Origin of the sequence: Acaryochloris sp. IP29b_bin.137, from assembly GCF_028285745.1 — a bacterium.
Taxonomy (GTDB): Bacteria; Cyanobacteriota; Cyanobacteriia; order Thermosynechococcales; family Thermosynechococcaceae; genus Acaryochloris.
The window spans coordinates 1-18,652 of sequence record NZ_JANQOP010000274.1 but is presented as its reverse complement, the minus strand read 5'-3'; the positions used below and the strand labels follow the sequence as shown (position 1 = coordinate 18,652).

Annotated in this window: 18 protein-coding genes and 3 pseudogenes; 11 read left to right on the top strand and 10 right to left on the bottom strand. The window is 48.4% G+C overall.

Translation table 11 applies throughout. The features are described 5' to 3' along the window. The first annotated feature begins 47 nt into the window (after positions 1 to 47). A complete protein-coding gene (gltX, locus tag Q0991_RS19460; RefSeq protein WP_299491635.1) occupies positions 48 to 1,505 on the top strand; it encodes a glutamate--tRNA ligase in 1,458 nt (485 codons plus the stop codon). Positions 1,506 to 1,742: 237 nt separating this feature from the next. Here the strand turns inward: gltX and Q0991_RS19455 are convergent, their stop codons facing one another. Beyond that, a complete protein-coding gene (locus Q0991_RS19455; RefSeq protein WP_299491633.1) occupies positions 1,743 to 2,030 on the bottom strand; it encodes a hypothetical protein in 288 nt (95 codons plus the stop codon). A gap of 75 nt (positions 2,031 to 2,105) precedes the next feature. Here Q0991_RS19455 and Q0991_RS19450 point away from each other — a divergent pair, with 75 nt between their 5' ends. Both Q0991_RS19450 and Q0991_RS19445 read left to right on the top strand, forming a co-directional pair. Beyond that, a complete protein-coding gene (locus Q0991_RS19450) occupies positions 2,106 to 2,576 on the top strand; it encodes a cupin domain-containing protein (protein WP_299491631.1) in 471 nt (156 codons plus the stop codon). Between the two features lie 487 nt (positions 2,577 to 3,063). After that, on the top strand, positions 3,064 to 3,213 hold the full coding sequence (locus tag Q0991_RS19445) for a hypothetical protein (protein WP_299491629.1): 150 nt from the start codon (positions 3,064 to 3,066) through the stop codon (positions 3,211 to 3,213). Here the strand turns inward: Q0991_RS19445 and Q0991_RS19440 are convergent. Both Q0991_RS19440 and Q0991_RS19435 read right to left on the bottom strand, forming a co-directional pair. Then, the gene (locus Q0991_RS19440) at positions 3,208 to 4,389 is read right to left on the bottom strand and encodes an AAA family ATPase (RefSeq protein ID WP_299491627.1); all 1,182 of its coding nucleotides are present in this window, start codon (positions 4,387 to 4,389) and stop codon (positions 3,208 to 3,210) included. The genes Q0991_RS19445 and Q0991_RS19440 overlap by 6 nt on opposite strands. A 491-nt stretch (positions 4,390 to 4,880) precedes the next feature. Further along, entirely contained in the window at positions 4,881 to 6,161 is a 1,281-nt protein-coding gene (locus Q0991_RS19435) for an alpha/beta hydrolase (protein WP_299491625.1), read from the bottom strand. Between the two features lie 656 nt (positions 6,162 to 6,817). Here Q0991_RS19435 and Q0991_RS19430 point away from each other — a divergent pair. The 3 genes from Q0991_RS19430 (at position 6,818) to Q0991_RS19420 (ending at position 7,975) form a co-directional block, all read left to right on the top strand. Further along, positions 6,818 to 7,129, top strand: a complete 312-nt coding sequence (locus Q0991_RS19430) for a hypothetical protein (RefSeq protein ID WP_299491623.1) — start codon at positions 6,818 to 6,820, stop codon at positions 7,127 to 7,129. A gap of 6 nt (positions 7,130 to 7,135) precedes the next feature. Continuing rightward, complete coding sequence (locus Q0991_RS19425) at positions 7,136 to 7,564, top strand: methyltransferase (protein WP_299491621.1); 429 nt, start codon at positions 7,136 to 7,138, stop codon at positions 7,562 to 7,564. Positions 7,565 to 7,696: 132 nt separating this feature from the next. After that, positions 7,697 to 7,975, top strand: a complete 279-nt coding sequence (locus tag Q0991_RS19420) for a hypothetical protein (protein ID WP_299491620.1) — start codon at positions 7,697 to 7,699, stop codon at positions 7,973 to 7,975. A 274-nt stretch (positions 7,976 to 8,249) separates the two neighbouring features. Here the strand turns inward: Q0991_RS19420 and Q0991_RS19415 are convergent, their stop codons facing one another. The 4 genes and pseudogenes from Q0991_RS19415 to Q0991_RS19400 all read right to left on the bottom strand — a co-directional run bounded on the left by Q0991_RS19415 (position 8,250) and on the right by Q0991_RS19400 (position 13,576). Beyond that, positions 8,250 to 8,648, bottom strand: a complete 399-nt coding sequence (locus Q0991_RS19415) for a transcriptional regulator (RefSeq protein ID WP_299491618.1) — start codon at positions 8,646 to 8,648, stop codon at positions 8,250 to 8,252. Continuing rightward, the gene (locus Q0991_RS19410; RefSeq protein WP_299491616.1) at positions 8,638 to 8,940 is read right to left on the bottom strand and encodes a type II toxin-antitoxin system HigB family toxin; all 303 of its coding nucleotides are present in this window, start codon (positions 8,938 to 8,940) and stop codon (positions 8,638 to 8,640) included. The genes Q0991_RS19415 and Q0991_RS19410 overlap by 11 nt, the downstream gene beginning before the upstream one ends. 212 nt (positions 8,941 to 9,152) lie before the next feature. Further along, positions 9,153 to 12,228, bottom strand: a pseudogene (locus tag Q0991_RS19405) (efflux RND transporter permease subunit). A gap of 34 nt (positions 12,229 to 12,262) precedes the next feature. After that, a complete protein-coding gene (locus tag Q0991_RS19400) occupies positions 12,263 to 13,576 on the bottom strand; it encodes an efflux RND transporter periplasmic adaptor subunit (protein ID WP_299491614.1) in 1,314 nt (437 codons plus the stop codon). 99 nt (positions 13,577 to 13,675) lie between these two features. On the opposite strand from Q0991_RS19400, the gene Q0991_RS19395 reads away from it, so the two are divergent. After that, on the top strand, positions 13,676 to 14,200 hold the full coding sequence (locus Q0991_RS19395; RefSeq protein WP_299491612.1) for a PadR family transcriptional regulator: 525 nt from the start codon (positions 13,676 to 13,678) through the stop codon (positions 14,198 to 14,200). Between the two features lie 63 nt (positions 14,201 to 14,263). Here Q0991_RS19395 and Q0991_RS19390 read toward each other — a convergent pair. The 3 genes and pseudogenes from Q0991_RS19390 to Q0991_RS19380 form a co-directional block, all read right to left on the bottom strand. Further along, a pseudogene (locus tag Q0991_RS19390) lies at positions 14,264 to 14,465 on the bottom strand (ATP-binding cassette domain-containing protein); the annotation flags it as partial. Positions 14,466 to 14,663: 198 nt separating this feature from the next. Then, entirely contained in the window at positions 14,664 to 15,407 is a 744-nt protein-coding gene (locus tag Q0991_RS19385; RefSeq protein ID WP_366525014.1) for an ABC transporter ATP-binding protein, read from the bottom strand. Positions 15,408 to 15,506: 99 nt separating this feature from the next. Continuing rightward, entirely contained in the window at positions 15,507 to 16,682 is a 1,176-nt protein-coding gene (locus tag Q0991_RS19380) for an FtsX-like permease family protein (RefSeq protein WP_299491608.1), read from the bottom strand. Between the two features lie 440 nt (positions 16,683 to 17,122). Between Q0991_RS19380 and Q0991_RS19375 the strand changes: the two genes are divergently transcribed. From Q0991_RS19375 to Q0991_RS19365, 4 genes and pseudogenes are all read left to right on the top strand, one after another. Next, positions 17,123 to 17,284 carry a hypothetical protein gene (locus tag Q0991_RS19375; protein WP_299491606.1) on the top strand — a complete coding sequence of 54 codons (162 nt, stop codon included), beginning with the start codon at positions 17,123 to 17,125 and terminating at the stop codon, positions 17,282 to 17,284. A gap of 37 nt (positions 17,285 to 17,321) precedes the next feature. Further along, positions 17,322 to 17,484 (top strand): annotated as a pseudogene (locus tag Q0991_RS25275) (ABC transporter ATP-binding protein); the annotation flags it as partial. Between the two features lie 5 nt (positions 17,485 to 17,489). After that, positions 17,490 to 17,876 (top strand): VOC family protein, encoded by a 387-nt coding sequence (locus tag Q0991_RS19370; RefSeq protein WP_299491604.1) that lies wholly within the window; start codon positions 17,490 to 17,492, stop codon positions 17,874 to 17,876. Between the two features lie 31 nt (positions 17,877 to 17,907). Next, on the top strand, positions 17,908 to 18,652 hold a 745-nt coding region (locus tag Q0991_RS19365), incomplete at its 3' end, for a hypothetical protein (RefSeq protein WP_299491601.1).

The window sequence follows — 18,652 nt, the reverse complement described above, 5'->3', positions numbered from 1 at the left end:
GTGGCTTTATCGGTAGGATGGAGTTTATAGCGTAGCCGAGAGATTTAGTGACTGTTCGAGTTCGTATCGCCCCTAGCCCAACGGGGAACCTTCATATCGGGACTGCCAGAACTGCAGTCTTTAACTGGCTTTATGCCCGCCATCACCAAGGCACCTTTATCCTCCGAGTTGAAGACACGGATCAGGCGCGATCGCAACCGGAATACACCGAAAATATTCTGGAGGGGTTGCGTTGGCTGGGAATGGCATGGGATGAGGGCCCCTATTTCCAATCTCAACGCCTAGACTTGTATCGAGATGCCATTCAAAAGCTGCTCGATCAGGGCCTGGCCTACCGCTGCTACTGCACGCCTGATGAACTCGATGCGATGCGGGCAGCTCAAAAGGAGCGGAATGAAGCCCCCCGTTACGACAATCGACATCGCCATTTAACGGCGGCGCAGGAAGCTACCTTCCAAGCTGAGGGTCGCCAGCCGGTGATCCGCTTTAAGATTGACGACAACCAAACGATTGCCTGGAAGGATTTGGTTCGCGGTCCCATGCATTGGCAGGGACGGGATCTGGGGGGTGATATGGTGGTTGCTAGAGCCACCGCCTCTGGTGAAGTGGGCCAACCGCTCTACAACTTGGCGGTTGTCGTAGACGATATGGATTTGAACATTTCCCATGTAATCCGGGGAGAAGACCATATTGCCAATACGGCCAAACAAATCTTGCTCTATCAAGCCTTGGGCGGTGCGGTTCCTGAATTTGCGCATACCCCCTTAATTCTGAATAAGGAGGGCCGCAAGCTGTCGAAACGGGACGGCGTTACCTCTATTTCCGATTTTCAGGAGATGGGGTTTACTGCTCCTGCTTTGGCGAACTATATGACGCTACTGGGGTGGTCTCCCCCCGATCCGACCCAGGAGATTTTTAGCCTTAGGGATGCGGCTGCCCAGTTTGATTTTGAACGTGTGAACAAGGCAGGCGCCAAGTTCGATTGGGACAAATTAGATTGGCTCAGTAGTCAATATCTGCATGACCAGCCCGTGGTCGAGTTAGCTGATGCGCTGATTCCCTATTGGCAAGGGGCGGGTTATGACTTTGATCTTGATGCTGACCGACCTTGGCTAGATCAAGTGACGGCATTGATTCAGCCTAGCTTAGTCAGGCTCAAGGATGCGGTTGAGATGACGCAGTTCCTCTTTACCCGAGAGTTGACTTGGACGGAAGATGCTTGCAAGCAGTTGAGCCAAGAGGGGGTAGCAGTGGCTTTGCAAGGGGTGATTGACCCGCTTGCAGATGTGGAAGGATCTGAGTTATCGGCAGAAGCAGCAAAATCGTTTATCAATTCGACGGTGAAAGCCAACAAGCTGAAGAAGGGATTGGTGATGCGATCGCTTCGTGCTGCACTCACCGGAGATATGAAGGGGCCTGATTTGATGGAGTCTTGGTTACTCCTCCATCAGCGGGGCGAAGATCTCAAACGTCTCCAACAAGCACTAGAAATCGCAGGCGCTTGATTATGGGCGATACGGCATTAGTCCGATATTGTGCTTTTTTGAGACCCGTCAGCAACTACTTCTGAATAATCAACCACATTCCCTTGGGCCAGTTTGTTTAAGCCTTGTTGGATGACTTCAAGATACTCCCTTTCACTCGTAATATAGGTTTCTAGCACTTGGTTTAATATCTAGGCACGAGCACAACCTAATGCTTGGGGCAGTTTGAGTGTCAGCCTCAATTGAGTTGAGGGCTGATTATTCAGGCTGAAGGGTAAAGTATTCATCCGCTTTCTCGTTGATGCAATCAGCAAATTTGGGACCGTCCAGATTACCTAAGCGCTGTCGATTTCCCCAATCGTAGTTCGCATCGAAGCAGTGATCAAAGTGAGTGTTCACAGATGTGGCACATTGAGTACTCTCAGCACAGGCAGCCAATAATTTATTCCTCACATCACCGGCCATCTGAAATTTACGATAAAACTTAAAACCAACAACTATGCCAGCAGCGATAGCAATACCGGCAATTGCTTTGACCCATTTCATGAAATCTATACCTGAATACAGACAGGTGTCTTCTACCTGGCACAATCATCATAACAACTGACTGGAAGGCTCATCATGCTCCTTGATTTGGCTCGTATCCCTGATCACACCCACTCTAACTATCCCGTACGCTTTCAACCGCAAGTCGCAGGTCGTAGCAAACAACGACTCGGTGATGCGGCGGGCCTCAAGAACTTTGGCGTCAACTTGGTGCGGTTAACGCCCGGCAGTTGCTCTGCCCTCCGTCATTGGCATAGTCGACAAGACGAGTTTATCTACGTGCTAGAAGGGGAGCTAATGCTGAAAACCAATGCTGGCAAAGCCTGTCTAACTCCTGGGATGGCGGCTGGTTTCCCGGCTGGTGAGGCTGATGGTCACCATTTATGTAATGAGTCTGGTGCTGATGCAGTTTATCTAGAAATTGGCGATCGCACCCCTGATGACCAGGTTGAATATCCTGATGATGACCTAATGGCAAAATGGGTTGAGGTACACTGGCAATTTACCCATAAGGACGGCACACCCTATGGCGATCCAAACAGATGAAGATTGCATCACAGTCAAGAATCACGTTATAGGGGGCAACTAGATAGAGCTTTTTGGAGATACCGGCTTTCTTTTCCTCTTGATTCGGCCTCCAATTCTCTTCACTGGGTAATCGGAAAGATGTACCCGCATAATTTTGCATAACGGCAGCTCTCACTTCTGGGAGTGTCATATCTGGATGCAGAGAAAAGTAAAAGCTCACAAAAGGCCTAATCGGTGACCAGAAGAAGAAGGCAACTAGTACTGCCAGGGGCTGGATCAGGAAAAGATAACGCCATCTTTGCCATCTAAAAGCAAACACTGCCGTCACAGAGAAGAGAAGTGAAGTTAACCATAGTAAGAACCAAGCCCCGAGCGCAATTAAGTCACTCACGAGGTATACCAAACAGCTGTAACAGATGGAGATGAGCAAAAGCCAGGTAAAAAAAGTTGGTGTCATCTTCGAATGCATCTCCCTCAGGCTCTGATAGAGTGCCATACAAATGTTATGAAACTATCGTGCGATCGCAGCTTGTATATGCATCAGGATCAGCACATTGTGCCAACGCTATTTCCCAAAACACCACAGCAAGACTCAGCATCTGATGCCCTGCCGCTCAGCTTTGGGCTAAATACTGCACCCTGCCGCTTGCTATAAAAGAGACTTGGCAAGCTGCTCATGAGTGGGAATATCAGCAGGCAGAAACGTCCTTAAATCGTTCTTGGTGGGCTTTGTGAAAGCAGCCAAACGATTACATTGCATGGCTACACAGCGATCAAAGATATTTCGTACAAATCGACCATTACCAAGCTCACCGATTTGAGAGTCAAATTGGCGAATTAAATGGCGCATCGACTCTAAGGTTTTATCCGAGAGTAGATAGCCATGTTGTTCGCAACTCGCTTTAAAAATATCTGCTAATTCCGATGGTGCATAATCTTCAAAGTGGATAGTTCGAGAAAATCTAGACTTTAAACCAGGGTTAGAGTCAATAAAATGAGACATCTCTGCTTTATAGCCTGCAACGACTACTACCAAATCATCTCGGCAATCTTCCATCCTTTTTAGGAGTGTGTTGATGGCTTCTTGGCCGAACACATCCCTACGGCCATCCGGAACTAACGCATAGGCTTCATCAATAAACAACACCCCTCCCAAGGCCGACTCGATCACCTTGGTCGTTTTGGGAGCTGTTTGTCCCACATACTCCGCCACTAAGTCACTGCGATCGACTTCGACAAAGTGTCCTTTTGAGACCACGCCTAGATGTTGATAAATCTTCCCCAATAGTCTCGCTACCGTAGTTTTGCCCGTTCCGGGATTACCTGTGAACACAAGATGTCGCGTAATAGCAGGCGATTTGATGCCTACTTTCGCCTGCATCTGAGAGACCTTAGCGATATTGACTAACTCCTGGACTGTAGATTTAACCGTACCCAGTCCAGTTAGCGCATGGAGTTGTTTAAGCGAGCGTTGCAGTGCATTCTTGCTCTTTTTTTGATTCTGCTCGGACGAAGTCTCAGCATGCTTGCTCTTTTGATGCGATGGATTGCGATTTGTGCGCTGGGGTGGCTTAGGGACCAAAGATTTTCCCCGAATTCTCTCCAAAGTCCGAACGGTTTCTTGATCTTTAGACCATTGGTATTCCAGTAAGTCTTTCAGACCAGGATTCCAACCTTTCCGGAACCCCAAGCGTCTGGCAAGTTCTTCCAATTCATCCTGTTCAAGTGCGAACTCCTGTTTCAATTGTCCATAAACCCAGCCTTCCGAGAGACATAAGTTGAGTTTTTGACGAATAAGTACAGAAAAATATTGGTCGACATCTTGGCGCATTGGAACAAATTTCCCCAACATTGAATTGCTAATCACTTGGGATATGGCTGATTAATCCCAAATTCATGAAAAATGTAATGAGTCTATACTGAACGATAGATAACACCCGAAAAATTGAGATCAGAGATTAACCGAAGAAATGGCATAATTACCCTGAAAATTCTAAATATTTGAATCAATAAAAGAATTCATACTGATTTTTTCTATTTGGGTATAAGTATTATATTATGCACTCTAAGAAGACTATTTTCGCCTTTTGGGCAGTAGCCCAATGCCAACAAGATAAGATCGTAAAGTGAATATTCTGGTCCATGAATATAGACGTTAGATGTTCGCCATTTCTAACCCATTGATTGACATATTCAATCTTTTTCTGAATGGCCGAGCCTAGAGTTCATTTCTAGATTGCCCAATATGGGATGAAAGCGTATCAGTGTAATTTTTCAGGATCGTCTACTGGATGGAGTCACGAAATTTTAGGTCGTGCAAATCTAGGGCGACGGATTTTGCATCATGACCTTGACATTGTTATCTACTTTATCTCCAGCGCCACTGAAGATCACATCCAAGGCCATTGGATCTTCGAGAACTGTCGCTCGCAGAAATAATGCCGTCCAAGTCCCAATCGTTTTGATTGCCAGCGCTTGAGAAATATCTTGCACCTTAGGATCCTGGAGAATAGCTGGAACCACAGCAGGCGTATTGACTAGGTTATTGGGTGCATTGCTATTCGTAATGCCAAAATGGTTGGCCCCTGTGACGGATACCAGCACCTTCGTCGGATTCCCCAACTGTTGATAGGTTTCTTTCGTTTTCTCGGGAAACGATCGCCCATCTTTTTCACCCAAGATTAAAGCCGTGGGTATCGTGTCGTTATTAATGGGGGGAACAGGGCCACCCGTATAGGGCTTAAGGTGAGTACCATAGAAAACAGCGGCAACCAATGCTTCCGGTTGCTTGAATTCACCATAAAGGCATTTAGGAATTGAACATCCTCCCTGAACAGCGTTTAATCCTGCAGCCCCTCCTAACGAATGGCCTAGCAGTACCAATTGCTCTGGGTTGATGACCTCTGCCACAGGAGAAACAGCCGGATCTTTGATGAAATTCCAGGCCTCATTGATCAGTTTCAACTCAGGGTAATACCCTGTTGTGGTTGGCGCAGGGGGTGGCAAAGGCCAAGTTCTTAAGTTATTGGGAATGACGACTACAAAGCCATAGCTCGCAACCACTTTGGCATATTCAGAGTAGTGGGATTTGTCAACATTAGCTCCCTGAAGCAACAGCGCCACAGGAAAAGGCTTGGCAGCCGGATCAGATTTGGCACTTCGAGGAACAAAAATATCTGCGGCGTCTCCACTGGACGTAATCACTGTCTCTAACTGCTGAATCTCAGAGAAGAGGGGGGCAGGTAAAGAGGCAATGTTCAGCACCTCGTCTTGCTTAGAACTCTCTATCCAGACATCAGTTCTGATGTCATCTTGACCCTTATTATCGCCGATATTTTCTCGATCTATGTCTGCCATTACGTGGCCAAGATCTTTGCCGTTAAAAGTGAAACGATGCCTATCAAACGACCCATCACTTACACTGGCAAAGTTAGCTTTTTTACTCACATTCGTATTGGCATAAAGCGTTTTTTGAGTCACATTAGAAGCGTCAAGCTGTTTGGAGTAGGCTTTCTGATGGCAGAACCCTACTGCAAATAATGCTGATAAACCGATGCCTATAGCTCCAGGGTGAATGGCAGGTAACGCGATCTTTTTATGCACAACGAAACTCTTTAATTGAGTGAGTTAAATAATTGATGCAGAAATAAAAACCACAAAAAATGATGGTTCAATTTCTTTCAATATTGCACTTTATGGCCAGAGAAGAAAGAAGACTGGATTGCCATAAAGATTCTGCCTGCAAATCAATACTGATACATAAAGTTGTGGGTCTTCTATCGCCTATCGAGGGTCGCCACTACAGTAATCACACGGTATGACTGCTGTTCGAGGTTCAGCGTACTTGAGCTTTATCAATCCCCTTTCTATCCCTATCAGGTCCATATCAACCAATGGGTCAGCAGGAACATCGTGGGCTGATCATCCACCAACACAACCCCCTTGAAGGCACCTTTTCCCTTGACAGGTATGACTAGCGCCAATGCTTGGCACAAACGAGTGTGCTGGAGAACATAAACGCTTCAGAGGATCTTCCTTTCCATTCGTTAACTCGGGTCATACCGAACACGTTGCGATTGGGCCACAACCACAATTCTTCTCAAGAAAAGTTACCGTCGGGTTGGTGCATTCTAAAGTTCGTGCATAATACCAAAACAAAGGGAAAACCATGCTGGGCAAGGTATTACACACTTCGCTCAGTTAACTTTCTGAACAATACATTAAGCCAAAAATGATTCGGTATGTAGGTAAATAAGGGTATGGGGCGCTACTTAATTCTCGTATATGGCATTTTCTCCTATTTTGTTGGTCTGGGTGGACTTGTCTTCTTTATTCTGTTTATTGGTGGTTGGGAGTTTATGCCTGTTCACATCGACTCAGGTATCCCTGGCCCACTGGGGATTGCAGTGCTGATCAATGTGGGGTTGGTGCTGTTATTCGGACTCCAACATTCTGTAATGGCCCGCTCTGGATTTAAGACCGCGTGGACCAAAATGATTCCCAACGCTGCAGAACGGAGCACCTATGTCTTGCTCTCGGGGATGATTTTGTGCCTGATCGGTGTGTTCTGACAAGCGTTGCCTGGCACCCTCTGGCAAATTGACAATCCGATTGCCCGGACAACTATTATCGCGGGTCAGTTGGTGGGTTGGGTCTTGCTGGTTCTGGCTTCGTTTGTGATCAACCACTTCGAATTATTTGGCTTGCAGCAGGTCTATTTCAACTTTATGAATAAGCCAGAACCAGCACCCAATTTTACCGATCGGTTTCTCTACAAGCTGGTCCGTCATCCGATCCAACTCGGTGTATTAATCGGCATTTGGTTTGCACCAACCATGACCACGACGCATCTGATGCTCTCTGGAATGATGAGTGTCTATATCTTTATTGGTCTGTACTACGAAGAGAAGGATCTAATGGCGACTTTGGGGCAGGAGTACAAAGACTATATGGGGCGAGTCTCAAAACTTTTGCCCATCCCGAAAAGAGCTACCACTGCTGAGTAGTGCTGTTCTCTTAGTCTTAAGCAAGATCGATTAAGCCGAAGCAGGGCCTCTGTTGGCAGGTCATTTCTGCCCTGCTCTTGTTTATGGGACGATGACTTTAGAACTGTTGATATCCAGTTTGGAGCTTCAACCATGAGTCAGTTAGACATTGTTGATAAGGACTTTTATGCGATTTACGAACAGGACAGTGGTAAACCGCTGGTTCGACTGATCAAGGCCGAAGATCCTGATGATGCTTGGGAAATTGCTGAGACGTTGGGGGAGAATCTAGTGGATGTTGTAGATATCCCGCCAACGGGTGATGTAGAGTTTGCTGAAGAAGAAATTGTCCCAAAAACTTGGCAAATGGATCGGCAAGAACTAAACGTTGATTGGAATGATCGGATTGCCGATAAGCTTGGCGGGAGCTGAGTATCAATAGCGATAGCGACTTTGATACCACCCAAGGAAAAGGCTCCCTTTCACACTGTGGTGAGGGGAGCGGTAACTACTCATTCTTGGATTATAGAAGGAATTGAGGAGTGGGATACATCTTGATCGAGACTAGAACGCAGCCCGATGCCGGTTAATGGTCCAGTATCGTATGTGGCCAACCAAGCTCTAACAGCAATCACCACTATCTTCCACCGTGACTACTGAACGTCTCGTACTAGCTTAGCCAGCCTTCCAAAGTCAGAGATTGCACCTATGGGTCTTCAAAAAAAACGGCTGGAGAAATATTGAAGAACTCTCCAAGCTTCTGAATATGCTCAACTGTCAACTTACGTTTGCTATGTAAAACATCAGAAACAATTGATTCTGTTTTAAAGATCGGCACTAAATCTTTTTGCTTGAGCTGAAATTCAGCGATTAATGCTTTAAGCAACTCAACACCACAAAGACTCGGAATAAATACGTTTTGCTCTTCATACTCCCAAACTAAAGTGCCTAAAACATTTAAATATGCTTGTTCTTCAGGAGTTAAAGCTGCTCGATCCAGGAGACTATCTATGACGGCTTGGGTCGCATCTAGATCTTCAGAGGTGGTAATTGGCTGAGGTGGAAATTGACTCAGTAGTTCGAGATATTTGGCATTAGTTGTCAAACCACTTATCTTTTTTCCAGTCCTCTTTGTCATATTCGGCATGGGTGAGGACATGTCTAATAAATATTTTCTGATATTGATAATCAACTAAGGTGATTAGCCTATGGCTTCGGCCAATATCAAAGACCGTAAAGTTTTTGACTTGATCCGCAGAGGGGAAAACTTGGCGTAACTCAACAAAGTTATTCCAATGGGCTTGTGTTGTCAGTCTAAACCAGAGGAGAAGACTCGATTTAGAAGTAGGATGATTTTCCCAAAACCGCACAAGTCGGCTTTTTGTAATAACGTGCATTCTTTTTAGCTGTCATATCAATACCCCCGCATATAGAAAAATATTAGCATTTTGCGAAGTTTAGGTCAACATGTGTTGATTCACAAAGATGATCAAGCTGAATCAAACAAACTTTATACGGCTTACTCAGAGGTCATTAAGGCCCAACATCGATTTTTATATGGAGTGCAGGAGCAATCCATAGTCAGCACAGCTATCAGCATCATTCATCGCTAAGCAGACATCACAACTACCGACTTGACCTGATGTTGGCGAGGTTTCCGATGAATGAGTAGAAAGATACAGGGCACAAAATATAAAGCAAGAATGGTAGCCCCCAATAAGCCCCCCGCAATCGTAATCGCCAAGGGTGGCCAAAATCCTGTCTCATCCACCATCAGAGGTACTAACCCCACAATGGTGGTTAACGTCGTCGCCACCACATGTCGAGCAGAAGATAACACTACCCGCTCAATCGCCCGTCGCGATCCCTGACAAGCCCGTTCATCTTCCCGCAGGGCCGCTAACACCACAATCGAATCATTGATCGCTAAACCAATTAAGCCCAACATGCCTAAAATCGCGGTAAAGCCAAAGATGGACTGAAATGCCCATAGGGCAAAGGCTCCCAATCCGATACTAAGAAGGGCAATTAGGGCAATCAGACCCGCCAGTAAAAACGAATTAAAGGATAAAACGAGGGTCGCGGTCATCAAAATCACCAACAAGCCAACAGTGGCTAATAAATTCCCCACCGCACTGCCACGAGCATCCGCTTCGCCGCCATAGGTCATGGAATAACCTGGTGGCAGTTGAAACTCGCTCTGATCGAGTCGCGCCTGGAACTGTTTGAGCACCGTATCGGGCAGGGCTCCTGCTTGCAAATAGCCTTCCACTGTATTGAACCGCTGACCATCGCGGCGGGTAATCGTGGCGAGGTTGGGCACTAGATTTATGTCTGCGATCGCACTCAACGGTACCTGCCCATCTTGACTCCCTAATAGCTCCAGAGATGTCACGATCCGTATCCGACAAGCGCACCCGCACGGGCAGATCCTCCGTGGACTCCAATAGTGAACCCCCTGTATTGCCATCCAAATAGGCATTGAGCTGACGGGCAATAGCTTCATTACTCAAGCCCACCCGCCGAGCCTGGGTTTCATCCACATTTAAGGCCAGCTTCGGCAGGGCTTCATTAATCACCGCCCGCGTTTGCACCATCTCGGGTTCCTGAGCCAAGAGGGTGCGGAGTTCATTGCCCAACTGCCGCAGAGTTTCCATATCAGGACCAAACACTTCAATCTCAATGGGTGCACCAAAGGGAGGGCCTTGTTCCAGCTGTTTGACCAAAATTTGGGCTTGGGGAAAGGCGGCATCCAGTTCAACCTGTAAGGACTGAATGGTCTGGCTGAGATTTTTTGTAGAGGCCAGTTGGACAATGCCCTGGGCAAAATCCGGGACATTGGTGCGGATGCTATTGATGTTGTAGAAAAAGCGCGGCGCACTTTCACCAATAAACCACTGGACTTCCGCCACTTCAGTATGGGCTAGCATCCGATCCCGCAGATCGCGCACGGTTTCCGTGGTTTGGGTAATCGTAGAGGAGGTGGGCATTTCCACCTGAATTTGGATCTGGTCCCGATTAGTCGGTGGGAAAAACTGCTGGGGCAAGGCGGCAAATTGACTAAAGCCCACCAAAGGCAACAGCAGGGAGAGGCCAATCCCCAGAATCGGCTTGGCTAAGGTGAGCCGCAGCAGATGCCGAAAGCCCCTGGACAGGGCTGGACTAGACACCCCTTTGCGCAACCAGCGAGGCCCTTTCGTTCCAGACTGGCCGACGCCGATAATTGCGGTTAAAGCAGCAATGATCGTCAGGGACACCGCCAGGGAGCTTAAGAGAGCTAGGATAACCGTTAAACCAATCGTGCCGATAAACTCTCCGGTACCCCCTTTAGACGTGGCAATGGGGACAAAGGCAAACACGGTGGTCAGGGTCGAGGCCAGCAGCGGAATGCCCAGATGTTGCACGGTTTCTCGAACTGCGATCGCACCCCGTAATCCCTCTCGCAATCGATGCTGGACTTCATCCACAACAATAATGGCGTTATCAATCAGCAATCCCAGGGCAATAATCAAGCCCGTAATTGACATCTGATGGAGGGGAATTCCCAGTCCTTGCATCCAGCCAAACACCGCCAGAGTGACTAGGGGTAAGGCCGTGCCCACAATCAGGGCTGCCCGCCATCCCAGCATCACCACAGAAATGCCGATCACCAAGACCGAACTCACCACCAGATTGGTAATTACCCCGTTCAGCCGCTGGCGAACATACTGACTTTGCTCTTGGATCACCTCGACACTCATGCCGTCCGACAGATTGGCCTGAAAGCCTTGGATCTGCTGACGAGCAAGCTGCGCCCACTGATCGACTCGCTCTTGGGATTCCACTGTAGCAGAGAGGGTAATTCCTGGCTTGCCGTTAATCAGGGTAAGGCTATCGAGGGGCGTGCGGATTCCCTTGGTGACCTGGGCAATATCCTGCAGTTGGGTCACCTGCCCTGCATCGCCCAATTGGATCGGAATCGTCTTAATTCGGGCCAGGGTTTCCAGTTGAGTATCCACTTCCAGCAAAAACTCATCCGCCTCACCCCGCAAAGTCCCCGCTGAAACTTTGGCATCACTGGCCTGCAATTGCCGTGCCACTTCAGCCGGGGTTAATCCCAAATTCGCCAGCTCAGCCTGATTGATTTCCACCAGAATTTCTTCCTGGGGGTCACCAAACACCTCGACTTTGTCCGTCCCCGGAATGCCGCGCAGTCGGTCTTCCAGCCCTGCCGCCACCCGCGTCAAAATCGTGTAGTTAGGCTCACCTTCCAAATCCCAGATCAAGGCCACAATCAAGGCCGAGGCTTTGAGATCACTCTGGTCAAATTCCGGCTTTAGGCTATCGGGGGGTAGGGCTGGAATCGTATCTTCCACCTTGCTCCGCACCTGAGCCCAGATCGGATCCACATCTGGAACCGCATCACTCAGTTCCACCACCACCACGGACACCCCCAAACTGGAGGTGGAGTCAATTTCTTCAATCTCTTCAATTTCCTGTAGTTCTGTCTCAATCCGTTCTGAGACCAGCGACTCCACCCGCTCAGCACTTGCCCCTGGCCAAAAGGTGGTCACCGTGGCAAACCGAGGTGTAATTTCCGGGTCCTCCAGCCGAGGCAAGGTCAGAAAAGAGGACAAGCCCCAAACCACAATGAGGGCAATCGACAGGATCAGTAACTGGCGGTTGCGGTAGAACAGGTTCAACATGGTGATACGGCCTCGGTATCGTTTCGGTATCGCGCTAGTTTTTGGTGTTGGCAACTTTGACCAGTTGGCCAGGAGCGAGACGGTGGGTGCCTTTGGCAATAACTTGCTCTTGGGGATTCAGCATGCCGCGAGCATAGATGCGATCGCCCGCCGTATGCAGTACTTCCAGATCGCGCCGAGCCACACTAAACACCTGATCTTGATCTGTAGATTTCAATACATAGGCCGACCATAAGCCCCGCTCTCCCGCAATCACCGCCGTTGAGGGCAGCCAAAATCCCGGTTGAGTTTGCCGTTGAGCCAACACCAGCTTGGCCGTTTGCCCCATCGAGACTGCAGCATCCTTGGGTAAGGTCAACACCGCCATCACCGTTCGACTTTGGTTATCCACCTCCGGTAGCAGCGTTTTAACCTGCCCCTGATAGCGCTGATCGCCTACTTGCACTGGGTAGGTCTGACCAGGCTGCATGCGGCTCGCCATCGCCTGGGGGATGCCAATGCGGGCCTCGATCTTTGATGTTTCCACTAGCCGCACAATCGGTTGTCCACCGTTTAAGATCACCCCTTCATCCATAAGACGCTGCGCTACCTGCCCCGTAAAGGGCGCTCGCAGCACACTTTTAGATCGCTGAATATCTAAGGCTTTTATGCGGGCATCAATTTCAGCTAACTGAGCTGACTGGGACTCCACTTGCTCCACCCGCGTTCCCGCCAACAGTTCTTCTAACCGCTTCCGGGCCTGGCCCTGGCGTTTTTCCAAGGCTTGAGCGGCAAAATACCGTTCTTCAAAGGACTCTCGGGAAATCGCCCCTTTCTTATACAGTTCTTGACGACGCTTGCTTTGCTTCTCCGCCAGCAACCGCTGCTGACCTAAATCCTCCACCGCCGCCCGCGCAGCGCCAATTTCTTCCGTTCTCGGTCCCGTCTTTAGCTCTCGGAACTGAGCTTGAGCCTGTGCTTTTTGGGCCAAAAGCTGCTGCCGCTGGGCAGCTAAGCTGCGCGTATCTAAACGAGCTAGGGGCATCCCTTGCTGCACCCAATCTCCTTCATCCACAGCAATCTCGATCAAGGTTCCGGTCAATTCAAAACCCAGTTCACTGGTGCGGTTGGCCTGCACTTCCCCGGCATAGGTGCGCTGAATGTCATAGGAGGTTGAAGGCTGCAGGAACAGGGTGGTGACGGGCAAGATGGCTTGTTTGGGAGCGGGGCCAGTCTGAGGCGTCCCCCACGTTTTGATGCCAAAAGTTACTGCTCCAACAGTCAACACGGCTAAACCCAGCATCCGTGGGGATTTCCAAACGGACAGTTTAAAGGCCTGGTTAGGCAGCGGAGGAGAAGATTGAGCCATTGCTTATATCCAACTTGTTGATATAAAACTTGTTGAGTATTACTTCGATAATTTATACTCAACTTGTTGGATATGTCAACGCTACCCCATCATCAATTCATGACCCTTGCCCACACGATTCTGACGGTTCTATCTGAGGCTCCCCACAGCGGCTATGACCTCAGTAAACGCTTTGAGGAATCGGTGAGCTGTTTTTGGAAAGCCAGTCAGCAGCAGATTTATCGAGAGTTATCCAAGATCGAAACCCAAGGCTGGGTAACCCATGAGCTGGTTCCCCAACAGGGTAAACCGGATAAAAAGGTCTACCAAATTACCGAGATGGGCAAACAAGAACTACTGAACTGGTATGCTGAACCGTCCACACCGACCCCCATCCGTGAAGATCTCCTGGTCAAGGTTCTAGCAGGCCCCTATGTCCCTCGTCCATTGCTGATCCAGCAGGTCAAAGCTCGCCAGGCCCTACATCAACAACAGTTAGACCGCTATTTAGAAAAAGAGGCTTGTTTTCAGCAGTTAGATGCTCCAGAACCAGCCTTGCAGTTCCGGTATTTGACCCTCAGACGAGGGATTCGATACGAGAAAGAATGGATCGATTGGTGCCAAGAAGTGCTTGATACTTGTTGATGTCTTATTCCCCAGTGTCACAACAAGGTAAACTTAGCCCTTCCACAACTGGCAAAAGCGCCCGACCGTGCAGCCTTCTTCCTTGGCTAATTTACGTAGCAGTTCCATGATCGTATGGCCTGGCCAAGAGTCCAGGGTAGCCGTGGGTTCCACCTGACAGAATCAGCTTGGGCTTTCCGGCTAATGCTCTTGCGATCGCTACCAGCTGTTTCTGCCCGTCCAATAAATCGCCCGTCAGATTTCACGTTTTATCAGCTAGCCCAACCTGATGAAATAGTTTTCGAATAGTGTTAGACAATGCAGTTTGAATGGGCTTCTCAAAAAGCCACTTTCAGCATTCAAAAGCATGGTGTTTCGTTTCAGGAAGCTGCAACTGTCTTCCAAGATGCAAATCGGTGATTGTCACTGTTATCCTGTTTTTCCCTAACCTTGAAATGGAATCACTAAATGAGGCCAAGATGCATCATTCAGGCTTATGTACAAAGGAGGGATTGGCAGGTTTCGGTGTGATCAGCCCATCTTCTACATAGACCACCCGATCGGCGATATCCATAATCCGGGGGTCATGGGTCACCATGAGGACCGTACAACCTTCTTCCTTGGCTAATTTGCGCAGCAGTTCCATAATCGTATGGCCCCGCTGAGAGTCTAGGGCAGCCGTGGGTTCATCCGCCAGAATCAGCTTGGGATTTCCGGCTAACGCTCTTGCGATCGCAACCCGTTGCTTTTGCCCCCCAGACAAATCCCGCGGCAGACTTCGGGTCTTATCCGCCAGCCCCACTTGCCGCAGCAGCTTGATCGATTGCTTCTTTGCCGCTCGACCGCGAATCCCCTTTAAATTCAGGGTCGCTTCAATATTCTCCGCTGCCGTTAGGGCAGGAAAGAGGTTAAAGCCCTGAAAGATAAAGCCGATATTCTGCAAGCGAAACTTGGATAGCTTATGGCGAGGCAGTCCCGTGATGCTTTGGCCCAGCAAGGAAACCTGCCCACTGGTGGGAGTTAGGATGCCCCCTAAGATGGACAGCAGCGTCGTTTTCCCCGACCCTGACGGCCCCATCAGCAATTCGACATCCCCGGTTTTAATTTCTAGATCAATGCCTTTCAAAACCTTGAACTGCTGATCGCCCACTTGGAATGCCATTTCAATGCCCTTGGCCTGAATGGCAGGCGTAGCCAAATCACCAGCAGTATCAGGATTGGAGGTCATCAATGTCATCGGTTGAGGTCGTTGGCGAAAAGCAAGTTGCATCAGGTATATCTCTCTTGACAGGTTTCCCAGTTGAGTCAGTTTTGTTTCCGAATCGGTTTACGACTTAAAGACGAGGGCTGGATCGAGTCGAGTCACTTTTTGGATGGCAAAGATGGCTGCTCCACTACACATGGCGACGGTGACGACAAAGACCCCGGCTGCTGTTACCGGACTAATCAAGATCTGAATCGCTTGGGCCTGAATCGTCCAAGCGCCTAAGCCCAAACAAAGGCCCATACCCGGCAAATATCCCAACACCGCCATCCACAGCGCTTGCTCTAAGATGACGCGATAGATATACCAATCAGACGAGCCCATGGCCTTCATGGTGCCAAACTCCCGCAGATGGTCCGTAACAGAGGAATAGAGGATTTGGCCCACCACGACGGTTCCAACCACAATGCCTACCACTGCACCTAAACCCAAGATATAGCCGACCCCAGTACTCTGCTGCCAATAGGTTTGGGTCAATTCTGTGAGTTCAGCTTGCGTAAAGGCTTTGGTACCGGGTAAGGCTTCTTCTAGGCGGTCTTTCAGGGCGGATAGGTTTTCACCGGATTTCGCTTTAACCAGAATATAGGTAATCCGGTTTTGATCCGTTAAATCAGGCGGGTCGGGTGGGGTCTCATCTGGTTTAGCAATGGGAGAGTTCAGATAAGCCGTAGCATTCGGTAAAGACGTAAAAATATAAGGACTTGCCACAATGGAGCGAGTGCCGGTCGTAATCCCTTTAATCTCTCCTTCGTAGGAGCCAATTTCAGCCCGATCACCCACTGCCGAGACATCCAATAACTTGAGGTCGGCTTGATCCACAAAGATTTTATAGGGCTGCTGGATATCCTTTAGGGTTCCTTCTAAAAGAGTACGCGGTCGAAACAAGGTATCTTCAGGGTCAAAGCCAATAATCCGAATAGGGGCAATCTGATTGGACTTATCCCGCCACACGGTGGATTGGGCAATTAGGGGTTCTGCGCGATCGACTCCTTCTACCTCTTTCGCTTCAGCCAGCTGTTCATATTCCAAAGGTAGGGTCAAGGCCAAATGGCGTAACTCTTCGGAGGTCACCCAGATATCTGCATCTGCATTTTCAATCAGTACGGTGGACGAACGGGTAAACCCATTGAGGATGCCAATTTGAATGGTGACTAACCCAACGGAAAACATGATGCCCGCCTGGGCAACAATAAAGCGAGGTAGGTCCTGGAATAAATTTTTGCGGGCGATAGAAACCATTCGTTTACGTCGGGGGGAGATTTAGGGAGCAATGGCTCACCAGTGGATTTAAATCATCTCAATTAGGTGGAAGCAAACTCTTTTTTCGCACCTATCAGTATAAGCATGATTACCTAAACCTACAGACTTTTGCTGAGAGCAATCTGAAAAGAAGCCGGGTTTACGCTGTAATTTTTATCCAACTACCACAATGAGCCATCAGGTCCACTTTGCTGAGGTTCAATTTCCACAAATCATTGACTGACACTATGGTTATTTGAGTCGGCTAACTTGATCTGAGCTAAAGGAAATTATTGCCTTAGCTGAGGCTGCAGAAACCAAGGTGCAGTTACTTGCTGAGCAAGCCGAGGCGTTTATCAAAGAAAAGGACTGAGGAATGCCGAAATATGGGCTTTATCCGCCAAGCAAAAACGCATTTAATGACGCATGATCGAAGAACGATGCCGACTGAATTCACAGAGTTTATGGTCAACAACCAAAGTTCAGGTGCACTCATTATTTCCAGGAAGACCGCTTTAGAAACTGTTATTGAGGAACTGATTCTAATTTGGTCAGTCACTACAGAAGAATGGATAAACCGGATTGCCAAAGTTCCCTTGTAACAACCCCTAACATTGTTGCAGTAGGCTAGGATTTCATTTGTGGATGGCGTGATTCTTTTGCGATCACATCGCCGTCATGAAGTAAGGGCAAAATTGCCGAAATCGGCCCCACGGCAGAGATCTTCACCAATCCTCAACATCCCTATACTCAAACTTTGCTAGGTGCTGCTCCCTTACTAGCCCGCCTTCAGGAAGGTTAACAGCGATGAAAATAGAGCCGCTCATTACCGTTAAAGATGTTGTCGCGAGTAGCCAGTTTTACCAAAAACTCTTGGGCTGTGAAAGCGCTCATGGGGGTGATGAATATGAAATGCTGACGTTTGAAGGGAAACTGCTGCTGCAACTTCATCGGCAGGATGTACATGAGCATCCAGGGATGTGGAATCCTGAGATACCGCCCGGAAATGGGGTGATTTTATGGTTTCGCACCAATGACTTTGACGCCGGTGTTGCCAAGGTTCGGGCACTCAGCCCAGAAATTGTCACCGAACCCCATATCAACCCCAATGCCCAACAGCACGAAATTTGGTTCCGCGATCCTGATGGTTACTTAGTTGTCATCTCAGACCATATGGGTGATGCCAAAGCCTAGAATTGTCCTGTATTAAGGGTGAGGTATACCTTTGAAAAAGTTAACCAATATCCTCCCTTTTGCTCAACCAGGTTCGGATGAAGCTTACGAATTAGTCAGAACAGAGAACAACTTAAACTGCATTGAGGCACGTAACTATGTGACAGAGATGTGGCATCGCCTTGACGGAATGCTTGACCCAGATTTCGTTCAAAATTTGGGAGAAAGTTATTACCAGAGAGTTTGGGAGTTATATCTTGGTGTCTCGCTATTGGAATCTGGATGCAAGCTAGAGAATAAAAATGCTTCCAAAGGACCTGATTTTAAGGTTGTAAAACCGAACCATATATGGGTCGAGGCAATAGCTCCCAATCAAGGCTCTAATGCTGATGCTGTACCGAAAAAACAACCCGGTGCTCATCCTGTTCCAGATGAGAAAATTAAACTCAGGATAACCAGTGCTTTCTGGGAAAAGTGCAAGAAATTCGACCATTATCGGGAAAAAGGTATTGTTGGACCGCATGGTGCGTGTGTGATAGCCATTAATGGATGTAGGATTCCAAGTGCCTTGAAGGAGCGGCCTGATTTACCGAGAGTGGTTAGGGCATTCTTTCCGTTTGGTTACGAGACCATTTACTACGATCGAGAGACTCTCTCTATTCTTAAAACAGGCCATCAGTATCAAGCAGAGATCTCTCGACAAGCTGGAGATAACATTCCGATGACACTATTTCAAGAAGATCCTCAAGTGTCATCGATTTCAGCTATCTCAGCTGTTATCTATACCTGGGCAGATG

Excerpts from the sequence above, each read along its gene's own strand:
- Q0991_RS19455 (WP_299491633.1), bottom strand. The coding sequence starts at position 2,030 with ATGAAATGGGTCAAAGCAATTGCCGGTATTGCTATCGCTGCTGGCATA.
- Q0991_RS19450 (WP_299491631.1), top strand. The coding sequence starts at position 2,106 with ATGCTCCTTGATTTGGCTCGTATCCCTGATCACACCCACTCTAACTAT.
- Q0991_RS19445 (WP_299491629.1), top strand. The coding sequence starts at position 3,064 with ATGAAACTATCGTGCGATCGCAGCTTGTATATGCATCAGGATCAGCAC.
- Q0991_RS19440 (WP_299491627.1), bottom strand. The coding sequence starts at position 4,389 with ATGCGCCAAGATGTCGACCAATATTTTTCTGTACTTATTCGTCAAAAA.
- Q0991_RS19430 (WP_299491623.1), top strand. The coding sequence starts at position 6,818 with ATGGGGCGCTACTTAATTCTCGTATATGGCATTTTCTCCTATTTTGTT.
- Q0991_RS19420 (WP_299491620.1), top strand. The coding sequence starts at position 7,697 with ATGAGTCAGTTAGACATTGTTGATAAGGACTTTTATGCGATTTACGAA.
- Q0991_RS19410 (WP_299491616.1), bottom strand. The coding sequence starts at position 8,940 with ATGCACGTTATTACAAAAAGCCGACTTGTGCGGTTTTGGGAAAATCAT.
- Q0991_RS19400 (WP_299491614.1), bottom strand. The coding sequence starts at position 13,576 with ATGGCTCAATCTTCTCCTCCGCTGCCTAACCAGGCCTTTAAACTGTCC.
- Q0991_RS19395 (WP_299491612.1), top strand. The coding sequence starts at position 13,676 with ATGACCCTTGCCCACACGATTCTGACGGTTCTATCTGAGGCTCCCCAC.
- Q0991_RS19385 (WP_366525014.1), bottom strand. The coding sequence starts at position 15,407 with ATGACCTCCAATCCTGATACTGCTGGTGATTTGGCTACGCCTGCCATT.
- Q0991_RS19380 (WP_299491608.1), bottom strand. The coding sequence starts at position 16,682 with ATGGTTTCTATCGCCCGCAAAAATTTATTCCAGGACCTACCTCGCTTT.
- Q0991_RS19375 (WP_299491606.1), top strand. The coding sequence starts at position 17,123 with ATGCCGACTGAATTCACAGAGTTTATGGTCAACAACCAAAGTTCAGGT.
- Q0991_RS19370 (WP_299491604.1), top strand. The coding sequence starts at position 17,490 with ATGAAAATAGAGCCGCTCATTACCGTTAAAGATGTTGTCGCGAGTAGC.